Here is a 10,631-nt window from a genome sequence, read left to right on the forward strand (position 1 = left end):
GGAAGGCGTATGCGATCACTGTCATCAATGCATGTCAGCAACCCTGTCCACGACCTGCTCCGAAATGGTCGAGGTCTGTTGATCTCCTCAATCGCGATTTTCGGCTTGGTCAGGGCGCCTATTGATCCGCAGGCTCCTTCGTCCGTGCCATGCGCTCCGGATCACTGGTCCAGCTTTCTGGCAAGATTAGCCTCAAACTTATCATCACCGGCACTTCACGGAATGCGAGCGCTACCGACACCATCGTCTGGGGGTATCATATCGATGCCATTGCACGATCTGGTTGTCCTCGGTCATAAGCCCGATAAAGGCTCGCATACACACCATCTTGCCCGACCAATTCAGGATGCGAACCTAACTCCACGATACGCCCATCACAGATGACCGCAATTCGATCGGCGTCGCGGATCGTTGCTAGTCTGTGCGCAATTATGACCGCAGTGCGCCCCTCGCATAATCGTCGCAATGCTCCCTGAATGCGGCGTTCGGTGCTGACATCCACAGCAGAGGTCGCTTCGTCGAGTACCAGAACCGCCGAATCAGCGAGATATGCGCGTACAAGGCAGACAAGCTGGCGCTGACCCTGGCTGAGCTGGCTGCCCAACGGGCCGACCGAAGTCCCATAACCATGCGGCAGCGTCTCTAGAACTGCGTCAGCGCCAAGCTCACGCGCGGCGTTGATCAATTCGTCATCGGTCGCTTTGGGTTTTGCCAGACGCAGATTATCCAACACGGTGCCGCCGAACAGGACGTTATCCTGTAAAACTACTCCCACATTGCGCCGCAGGCTCGCCTCGGAAACCGATCGAATATCATGACCATCGAGGAAAACCGCGCCCGAGGTGACGTCGTAAAAGCGTGTAAGGAGCTGAACGAGGGTACTTTTTCCATGGCCAGTCGGCCCCACGATCGCAAGAACTTCGCCTGCTGCGATGTCCAGGGTAAGATTATGGATGACGCCCTTTTGGGGGTGATAGCCGAAACTCACGTCTTGAAATTCGATCCTGCCTTGTAGTCGGGAAAGGTCGATCGCGTTGGGAGCGTCTACAATTTCCGGCTCGGTGTCGAGCAACAGAAAGATGCGTTGAGCACAGGCTGAACCATTAGCAAATCGTTCGAACAGGTCGCTGAATTCCTGAAGTGGCGCCAGGAACAGGAACACGTAGAAAAGGCTTTGCGCCAATTCGCCCAGCGTGAGCGTATGCAGAGCGATTCCGCGTCCGCCGATAACAAGAATCAGTGTCAGACCAGCCGTCGTCAGGAGACCGGTAAACGGTGCAAACCATCCCGAGCGAACGCTGCCGCGGATCAATGATGTGTTGAAATCGTGCAACAGCCGCAAATAACGATCGAGATTCTGCTGCTCACGCCCAGCCTGCTTGATCAGCCGTACACCGGCAACCGTTTCCACCAAATGCGCAGTGAAACGGCTGCGGTTCTCGGCCACGCGACCCCAACTTTGCTGCGAGACGCGCTTGAACGCGATAGTGGCGAGGATCAGCACAGGAACTACGCCAGCGAGTGCAAGCAGAAGCATCGGTGCGATTGCCCATAGCAGCACCGCCGAGATCAACAAACGCAGTACCGCCGACAGCAACTGCGGCGGTCCCTGGATCAACAAGGGTTCGAGCATGTCGACGTCACGGTCGGCGCGAGAAATGATCCGGCCCGCCTTTGTTCGATCGAAATATCCAACGCTCAGCATCTGGACATGGGCAAACACCCGCGATCGGATTTCGTTCAACACCGTGATTGCGGCAGTGCCCGCAAAATATTGGGAAAAACCGCCAAGTATGAACCGCGCGGCCCATGTAACGGCGAGGCCGATACAGGCCCAGCCGATCAACGTGCTGTTCATCTTCTGGCCGGCTGCCCCGAGGCCACGGTCGATCACTATTCCGATCAATAGTGGCCGTGCAAAGATGACGAACACCTGCACTATTTCGATTACCGTAACCACAGCGATCCGCGCGCGTACCGGTCGAAGCAGCGGCCACAATCGATGTGCTATGCCACGGTCGAGCGCCTTTTGTGCCAGTTGCTCTTCCAGCTCGATATCGGAAAGGGGCCGGTCGCCCGCGAGTGCGTTCATCTTAAAGGCCCATCAATGCGCAATAGGAGGGCGAGGTTGCGACCAGTTCGTCATGCGTGCCTTGTGCGGCGATATGACCATCCTGCAGTACCAATACACGATCGGCAGACAAAATCGTGGATAGCCGGCTGGACACCATCAGCATTGTCAGCGGCCTCGCTGCATTTCGGCGGAGCGCCCGAATATTGTCGATCGCGCGCCGTTCGGTCGCGGCGTCGAGAGCGCTGGTCGCATCGTCCAGAACGAGGATGTCAGCGTCGGCCAATAGGGCGCGGGCTAGGCAAATACGTTGGCGCTGGCCGCCAGACAAGGTGATACCGCGATCACCGACGCGCGTATCGAGGCCGTCGGATAACCGCTCAAGCACCTCGCCCGCCGCTGCCAGATCGAGAGCCTCGTGAAGTCGAGCATCACCGGCTTCGGGTGAAGTGAGGCGGAGATTGGCCGCTAGGGTGTCGGAGAACAGGAAACTCTCCTGCGGCAACACATGGACGCGACGTCGCAGTTCATTGAGGTCGAGATCGCGAACGTCGCGCCATCCTGTTTCGTCCGACCCGATCCGCACCGCGCCGCTGTCCGCTTCGAGCAATCGCGGCAGGAGGCCCGTGAGAATACTTTTGCCTGACCCGGTTGGGCCGACCAGCGCAACGATCTCGCCAGGCTGGATCGTGAAGGATAGGTCGCGCAATACTGCCGCATCGTCGCCCAGTGGCGCGAATGAAACGGCTTCCAGTCGGCATCCGATTGGTCCGACGGGAACGCGCTCCGTGCCGGAAACGATGCCGGGCAACTCGTCGAGCACTTCCCAGATACGCCCGGCGGAGGCGCGTGCATCGGCAATGATCTGGAGCAGCAAACCAATGCCCTCGATCCGTAGAACAAGGGTGTTGACCACCAGCAGCGATGCGACCAACGCGCCAAGGTCGAGGCGTCCCTGGCTCACCAGCCACGCACCATATCCCAGCACCCAAGCATGGCTGAGCGCAATCACGGACTGCGGCAATGGCATGCGCCGCGCCGCGTGCAGAATAGCTGCCCGCGCTTCGTAGCGAAAAGTTGCGATGTGATCGTTGAACCGTGCGATCCGCGCGTGATGGAGCCCGAAAGCCTTTATGACCCGAACGCCGTTTACACCTTCCGAGAGATCCTGCGTCACTGCGTCATAAGCAGCGCCGATTTTGCGGTCGAGTAGGACCAGTGCGTCCGCCTGTGCTGCGAGCAGTGCAATGCCGACGATCATCAGAGCCAGCGGGACGATCCCCAGCCACGGTGAATACCAGACAAGTAGTCCGGCCGAGAGCAAGACGATCAGGCCGGTTTCGAACATCTGGCGCCAAAAGTTGATCAGCGCGTCGCGGACCTTGTCGGCATCGCGGGTCATACGCGTCACCATTTCGCCGACACCGTGCTGCCAGTGATATGTCAGGTCGAGCCGCTGAACCTGAATCAGGATGCGCTCGCGCAGCACCGTCAACAGCCTCTGTCCTATGACGAGCGAGAGCAATCCTGCACCATATTGCACAATCACGCGAACAGCGGAAAGACCCAGTAATATTGCTACCCAGAACCAGGCGCGGCTGTAATCGAGATTGCCCGCAGAGTTTTGGACGACAAGCCCCCCACGCTCGCTTCATGGACGGCGCGCCCGACCAGCCCCTGCTGAACCACCAGTGCAATATTGACTAACAGTAACATCAGCGCCGTGAGCGTGAAGTGAACCGGCATTTGACGATAAATTGCCAGACAACGGATGAGCGGCGAGCCAGCCGGGGCGGCGGCTGGCTTGGAGCTTGCCATTAACATCGTCCCGAACGCTGACCCGTCAAACCGCTATACGAGCGGACTGGGCGGCTTCCAACGGGCGCGAGTCGATCCATTCGTTGACGTCGAAGCTGCGCGGAATGAACTTCCACCGTGCGAGGAAATCCGTGAAATTCTGGAGGGCGGCGATCGATTGCTCTGCCAGATCGGTTTTCAGTTTCGTCTGCGCGTCGTTGCCATAAGCGACCGACACCCAATACTCGCTCGCGTTGGTTTCGCGTGCAAGATAGCGGCGGACTTCCGATGCATTATCCTGTGCCCAAGCCTCCGCGCGCAACACCTGTTCGACTATCGTGACCGCTGCGTCGAAATGATTATCGAGCAGATGTGCATCTACCGCCAATGTGCGTGGTGTGCCGTTATTGGCACGGATTAGTGGCTCGGGATGCGCGCCGGTGTCGATCACTGTGGTCAGGCCGAACTGATCAGCGACCTGAGCGCCGTGTGCGCCCTTCAGGAAAATCGCATCAACCTCGCCGCGCAGCAGCGCAACTACTTCAAGGTTGCTGGCGCGCGCGCGACTTGGGCTGCGCCCGCGATACGCGGAAACGCCGTTTTCGTTCTTGGTTGCCTGATCGCTATAATGGCTTTCGATGTCCTGATCGATCAGTTCGACATCGGCGACGGTCAGACCTTCAAGGCTCAGGGCATTTTCAAGTCCACGTATCGCCTGCGCACGCGTGAAATCGATCTCGACATTCTTCCAGTTAGGCAGACCAAAGCGCCGCCCCTTCAGGTCATGCACCGATTTGATGCCGGAGTCCGGGTTTGCGAGAATCAACTGTGTTTCATCGGCCCATGAAAGGCCGATTACGCGCGTATCGCGTCCGATTGCCTTTGCGCTGATTGCGGGAATATTGCCGCCGTGGCGCACGGAGTTTTGAAGTGTATGGCTGAAATGCGATTCACGCGTTGCGAAGTCATTTGATTCAAGCAGGGATGAAACCCTGGTGCCCTGTGCGCGGAAAGCGTCTTCCAGCCATCCCTGTTGAATGGCGATGCCAAGTCCGGTGGGAACGGGACAACGAGTGTACCATAGAGTGTCGAGCGAGTTAGCCATGATGCTGATTTCCTTCGTCAGGAGACGGGGGCGAGAATGGGCGCAGGCTGGGCTTTCGGCACAGCTTCACGGGCAATCTGCGGACGCGGCAAGTGCAGATGTTCACGCAGTGTCGTGCCTTCGTATTCGGTTCGGAACAGGCCACGTCGTTGCAGCTCTGGCACGACCTGATCGACGAATTCAGTGAGCGAACTCGGCAAAAGCGGTGGGATCAGGTTGAAACCGTCTGCCGCATCGCGTTCGAACCAATCCTGAATCTGGTCGGCGATTTGGATTGGTGTACCGATCGCAACGCGGTGGCCGCGCACTGCATTGAAGCGTAAGAATAATTGCCGGATCGACAGGTTTTCGCGGCGTGCGAGCGCCGTCAATTGTCGCCAGCGGCCTTTGCCATTCTCAGGGTCGGGAAGATCGGGAAGTGGACCGTCGAGCGGATAGGCACTGACGTCGTGGCCCATTAAATTGAGTTCGCCGGAGAAATCGACTGCCGATTCCAGCGCGCCGAACTTGTCCTGTGCTTCTTGCTGGCTGCTACCGATTGCAAAGGACAGGCCCGGCATCACCTTCAGAGTGTCGGGGTCGCGGCCATGATTTGCCATGCGGCCCTTCACATCGGCGTAAAAAATCTGGGCTTCCTCGATGAACTGTGCAGCAGCGTAAATCATTTCGGCATATTTTGCGGCGAATTCGCGACCCGCTTCCGAATTACCAGCCTGAACGAATATTGGATGACCTTGAACCGGTCGTGCGGTGTCGAGCACTGTGCTGATCTGAAAATGCTTGCCGTGATGCTGCACGGGATGAACGTCGTTTGGGTTGAGGTAGATGCCGCTTTCCGGGTTGGCATTTTCGAAGGCGTCGTCTTCCCAACTGTCCCACAACTTCCGCGCAACATCGACAAACTCGGAGGCACGCTCATAGCGTTCGGCGTGGGTCATCGGCTGGGTGCCATAGCTTTTGGCAGCGCCGTCAGTCAGCGACGAGACGATGTTCCACCCGATCCGGCCATCGCTAATGTGGTCAAGCGAGGCGAACCGACGGGCAAGCGCAAAAGGCTGCTCGTAATTCGTGTTCACCGTTGCCACGAGCCCGATTCGACTGGTGATGCTGGCGAGCGCGGCGGTGAGTGTCAGAGGTTCGAAATCGAGAAACGCGTGGCGACGTTCGATACCCTTGGTGCTATCACCACTTTGCCCGGCGAAATCCGCAAAGAAGGCTGTGTCCAGCTTTCCACGTTCGGCGGTCCGCACGAGATCGGCCCAATAATTGAAATCGGGCCGCCCGCTCTTTGCTGAACCGGGCTGGCGCCAGGCTCCCGGATGATGCCCGTGCCGCGTCAGGAATACGCCGAGCGCGAGTTGCCGCTTTTTATTGGTCACGGTGCAGTCCTTTGAAGAGTGAAAAGCCGGAGCATTATTCGGCTGCCTGAGCCGTTGGTTCGGCATAGTGGATGGTGCCGTCGTCAGCGACGCTGGCATCCTTGGGTACGAGTTTCCCCATCTTCCACTGCTGTTCCAGCACACCGGGACCGAATGGCTTTGATCCACCAAGGGCTGCCCCGAGAATCTGGAACTGAGCGCCTTCCTCAAGCAACACGATGTTGTCTGTCAGGTCTCGCAGACCCTTCCAGCTCCAAACTGTCGCGCCGCCATTGGCTTCTACGATGGCGGGAACCTGCCGGTCTTTCTCGATCGCCTCTAGGATGAAATCGACCTCTGCCTGACGACGATTGATGTAAACGGGCAGTTCCGCCGTGAAGCGGAAGCGACGGTTCGGCACATAGAGAAGAGGGAGGGTCTGGTGTGCTTGAGAATAGGCGCCAAGGTGTGGGGTGTGAACGTGGCTAATCGCCTGAACATCGGGGTGGGTACGAAATAGTTTTAGATAGCGTGCCGTACCGCCGGGAGGCTCACTCCAATAGCTGTTGCCGTCAAAGTCAACGACGCCCGTCTTCGGGCGGTCGGGATCTTCTTGCCAAAGACCCTGATAATTCAAGGTGACGATCTTGTCCTCGCCGGGAATGCGAACTCCAAAGAAAAGTGTTCCACTTGGTGAGATGGTACGTGTCTCGCGCAACACGCGAAAGGCGCGGCTTGCCTCTTTTTCGATGCTGACGACGAAAGCGATGGTTTCGGGTGAAAGACCGGACTGGGTGGACATAGCGATGCTTCCTTTATGCGAGGGCGTGAGGCTGGGTGTTGCGCCCTGAATTGAGAGCGAGCGCGGCTTCCAGAGGACGGGCATCGACCCAGTCGGCGAGCGCGAAATTCGCGTCGAGAAAGCCGTAGGTGAAAAGGAACTTCTTCTGTTGGTCGAGCAGCGCCAGCCGCTCTGTATCGAGCGTCGGATGAAGCCCCTCGTGCAGTCGGCCATAGGCCTTATCGACCGCTTCGGCACTGCCATCAGTCTCGAACTCGAGGATCTCGCGCAACTTACCGGGGTGCTCCGCGACCCAATCGGCAGCACGCAATGTGGTGGCGAGGAAGCGAACCACCAGATCGAAATTATTATCCAGCAGGCTCTGATGCACGGTGATTGGACGTGGCGTCCCATTGTTCACGCGAAAACGGCGGTCTGGAATCGCGTCGAGGTTGACCGCAATGACAAGGCCTGCCGCGCGCGCGCCGTCGATAGCGGATGCCCCCTTGACGTAGATCGCATCAACATCGCCAGCGACCAGAGCTTCGATCGGCCATAATCGGCCAAGTCCACTCCGGCGCGGGCCGAGATCGCGCCCGCTGCCGCCAATGTTGCGGAGACGGTCTTCTGTTTCCACCAACTCCACATCGTCAAAAGTAAGCCCCGCAGAGGCAAGCACACCTTTATAGCCATGCAGAGACATGCCACGTGCGATACTCGTGCCGCGCACATGGCTTGGGATATCGTTCTGGCTCCATCCCGGCAGGGCAAGGCGGCGTCCATTGAGGTCGGCAGCGTTGCGAATGCCTGTGTCGGGGCGCGTTAGGATCAACTGGCTTTCCTCGATCCAGGTAAGGCCGACAAGTTTGGTAGGTTCGCCCTGCGCGCGGGCCGCGATTGAGAGCATATTGCCGCCCTCACGGATCAGAGTGGGGAGGCGGTGATCGTAATGGTGACGACCTAGTTCCGAGCCGGATTCCTGGAGCGTTCGCACCGTAATGCCATCGCCCGCGAACTCCTCTGTTAGCCATCCTAGTTTATAGGCGATGCCCGTCGCGGTCGGGACAGGGCAACGGGTGAACCAAAGTTCGTTTGGCAACGTGTCCGCCGAGGCGGAGCGTTCGAGCGTCGTTGCCATTCTAATTCTCCATCGCGGTTTGTGCTTGCCGGAAAGAGAGCAAGGGGCGTGCCAATCGACGTGCAACTGGGAACCGAGACAATCAGAGGAACAGCAGGCGGAAAGTTGCGCGATATTCAGCAGCAGCCGTGGTGAGTTTTCACCGCCGCGTGGACGATCCGCTCAGATCAGGCCAAAATTCTTCAGGTGAGTGCGCACGACGTTGCGCGTCACGCCAAGCGCAGCGGCGGTCTTGATCTGGTTCGATCCGCATTGTTGAAACGTCTCTGTCACCACCGCGCTGACGAGCCGGTCGAGCAGCGCCTCATGACTTCCATCGAGCAACTTTGTCACCAAAGGGCGGACGATGTCTTCTAACGCGATCGATGTGCCACTGGCCTGCAACGCTATTTCGCCCGCGAGTAATGGACCGGCGTATGACGGGGATGGGTAGGGGGTCATTGGCCCACCTGTCGGCAAGGCGAGATCTTCGATCTCTATCACCCCTTCCTGGCATAACAGGGTTGCACGATAGATGGCATTCTCCAACTCGCGAATATTGCCAGGCCAGCTATAATGATGAAGCGTTTCCTCCGCAGCGGCGCTGAGATCGAGGCGGCGGGGCTGGATCTTGTCGCCATAGATTTGAAGAAAATGCCGTGCCAGCGGCAGTATGTCGGCGCGGCGCTCGCGCAGGGGCAGCAACGGCAGCGTCACCACCTGGAGGCGGTAAAAAAGATCCGCGCGAAAGTTACCATCCGCGACCGACTGTTGAAGATCGACGTTGGTCGCCGCGATCACGCGCACGTCGAGTGGGATTGGCGTGCGCGATCCGAGCCGCACCACCTCGCGCTCCTGTAACACGCGAAGCAACTTTACCTGCAGCGACAGAGGCAGATCGCCGATTTCATCGAGAAACAACGTGCCGCCGCTTGCAGCCTCGAACCAGCCGGCGCGAGCCGTATGCGCGCCGGTGTAGGCACCCTTTTCATAACCGAACAGTTCGCCTTCGATCAGCGCTTCCGAGAACGCGCCGCAATTAATCGCCAGAAAGGGACCCTTTGCTCGGTTGCTCAGTGAATGGACGTAACGCGCAACGAGTTCCTTACCCGTACCAGTCTCACCAATCACCAGAATATTGGCATCGCTGGGTGCAGTCTTTTCGATAAGGGGTACCAGCGCGCGTGATCGCGGGTCGGAAAAGATGAATGCGCGCGCCCGAACGCTTACCGAGTGATGTTTTTCGGAGTCGAACGCCAGCAACGAGCGTCCGCTCGGGTGCTTGGTTTCCGTCACGCCGATCTCGACGCGCTTTGTTACATCTGTGTGCGGGACTGCGACCATGGGTTCCTACCGATCTAGCCGAAGGACTAACTAACAAAATTCCTACTGGTTAGCTAGGAAATAGAGGGTGCGCCCTAGCTTAGCTTTCACGCGTCGCCAAAGGGTTTGGGCCAGTCTTGGCGCGGTGGCGAAGTGCGGCCTGCAGCGGGCGGTTATCGACCCAGCGATCAATATCCACCGCCGTCTCGATAAAACCATGATGCCATAGGAAGTTAGCTTGCTTGCGCAGCATCTCCACGCGATCTGCTGATAAGTCTGGATGAAGCGAACGATGGAAGTCGTTGCGATATGCCGCATCGACGCCGGCGATGCCGGACAGCGTTTCCTGCGCCAGAATAGGCTTTAGTTCCGCCAGATTCGTCGATGCCCAATCGGCGGCGCGAAGGCTTTGCACAAGAAACCGGACAACCAGATCGAAATGATGTTCGATCATATGTTCATGCACGGTGATCGGGCGTGGCGTACCATTATTCACGCGCGCGAGTCGGCTGGGATAGGCATCGAGATCGATGCCGACCGATAAGCCCAGCCGTGCAGCGGTCTCGGCTGCTGCGGCACCTTTGACGTAAACGGCATCGACACGACCAACGGCCAGCCATTCCAGTCCAAGCCAGAGACGGCGCATACCCGCTGAGCTAGATTGTTCGACCGGCGGTGCGGGTACGTCCACCAGTTGCACATCCTCCAGGTCGAGGCCGCCCAAAGCCAGCGCGCTCTTGATGCCATGCAGAGACATGCCGCGCGCGATGCTTTCACCATGCGAGCGGGCGAAGCCGGGAAGTGCGAACCGCAACCCCTTTAGATCGGCGGGCTCCATCACCCGCGTCTCGGGTCGAACCATGATCGTCTGTCGCTCGTCGATCCATGTCAGACCGATCACCCGTGTTGGTGCCCCCAGCGCGCGCGCGGCGAGAGCCTGAATATTGCCTCCTTCACGGAAGAGATAGCGCGCCTGAAGATCGGGATCGGCCGCGACGAGATTGAGTCCTGCCTCTCGCACGCGTTTCACCGTCAATCCGTCTCGTCCGAATTCCTCGGCCATCCAGCCGAGTGCCCAA

Annotated in this window: 9 protein-coding genes and 1 pseudogene; all 10 read right to left on the bottom strand. The window is 58.6% G+C overall.

The window, feature by feature from the left end:
* Positions 1 to 74: 74 nt before the first annotated feature.
* Positions 75 to 250 (bottom strand): annotated as a pseudogene (locus D3Y57_RS21045) (transposase); the annotation flags it as partial.
* 6 nt (positions 251 to 256) lie between these two features.
* Positions 257 to 2,092 carry an ABC transporter ATP-binding protein gene (locus D3Y57_RS19510; RefSeq protein ID WP_121155365.1) on the bottom strand — a complete coding sequence of 612 codons (1,836 nt, stop codon included), beginning with the start codon at positions 2,090 to 2,092 and terminating at the stop codon, positions 257 to 259.
* Between the two features lies 1 nt (position 2,093).
* Complete coding sequence (locus D3Y57_RS19515; RefSeq protein WP_347400406.1) at positions 2,094 to 3,620, bottom strand: ABC transporter ATP-binding protein; 1,527 nt, start codon at positions 3,618 to 3,620, stop codon at positions 2,094 to 2,096.
* A 29-nt stretch (positions 3,621 to 3,649) separates the two neighbouring features.
* Positions 3,650 to 3,889, bottom strand: a complete 240-nt coding sequence (locus D3Y57_RS20470) for a hypothetical protein (protein ID WP_205590087.1) — start codon at positions 3,887 to 3,889, stop codon at positions 3,650 to 3,652.
* A gap of 25 nt (positions 3,890 to 3,914) precedes the next feature.
* Positions 3,915 to 4,973, bottom strand: coding sequence for an ABC transporter substrate-binding protein (locus tag D3Y57_RS19520; RefSeq protein ID WP_121155367.1), 1,059 nt, complete (start codon positions 4,971 to 4,973; stop codon positions 3,915 to 3,917).
* Positions 4,974 to 4,990: 17 nt separating this feature from the next.
* Positions 4,991 to 6,352: an LLM class flavin-dependent oxidoreductase gene (locus tag D3Y57_RS19525; protein ID WP_205590088.1), complete on the bottom strand. Its 1,362-nt coding sequence runs from the start codon at positions 6,350 to 6,352 to the stop codon at positions 4,991 to 4,993.
* A gap of 34 nt (positions 6,353 to 6,386) precedes the next feature.
* Entirely contained in the window at positions 6,387 to 7,133 is a 747-nt protein-coding gene (locus D3Y57_RS19530; RefSeq protein WP_121155371.1) for a class II aldolase/adducin family protein, read from the bottom strand.
* A gap of 13 nt (positions 7,134 to 7,146) precedes the next feature.
* Positions 7,147 to 8,250, bottom strand: coding sequence for an ABC transporter substrate-binding protein (locus tag D3Y57_RS19535; protein WP_121155373.1), 1,104 nt, complete (start codon positions 8,248 to 8,250; stop codon positions 7,147 to 7,149).
* Positions 8,251 to 8,412: 162 nt separating this feature from the next.
* Positions 8,413 to 9,573, bottom strand: coding sequence for a sigma-54 interaction domain-containing protein (locus D3Y57_RS19540; protein ID WP_121155375.1), 1,161 nt, complete (start codon positions 9,571 to 9,573; stop codon positions 8,413 to 8,415).
* A gap of 79 nt (positions 9,574 to 9,652) precedes the next feature.
* Complete coding sequence (locus D3Y57_RS19545; protein WP_239025938.1) at positions 9,653 to 10,615, bottom strand: ABC transporter substrate-binding protein; 963 nt, start codon at positions 10,613 to 10,615, stop codon at positions 9,653 to 9,655.
* Between the last annotated feature and the right edge of the window lie 16 nt (positions 10,616 to 10,631).

Source organism: Sphingomonas paeninsulae (assembly GCF_003660165.1).
GTDB classification, from domain to species: domain Bacteria; phylum Pseudomonadota; class Alphaproteobacteria; order Sphingomonadales; family Sphingomonadaceae; genus Sphingomonas_O; species Sphingomonas_O paeninsulae.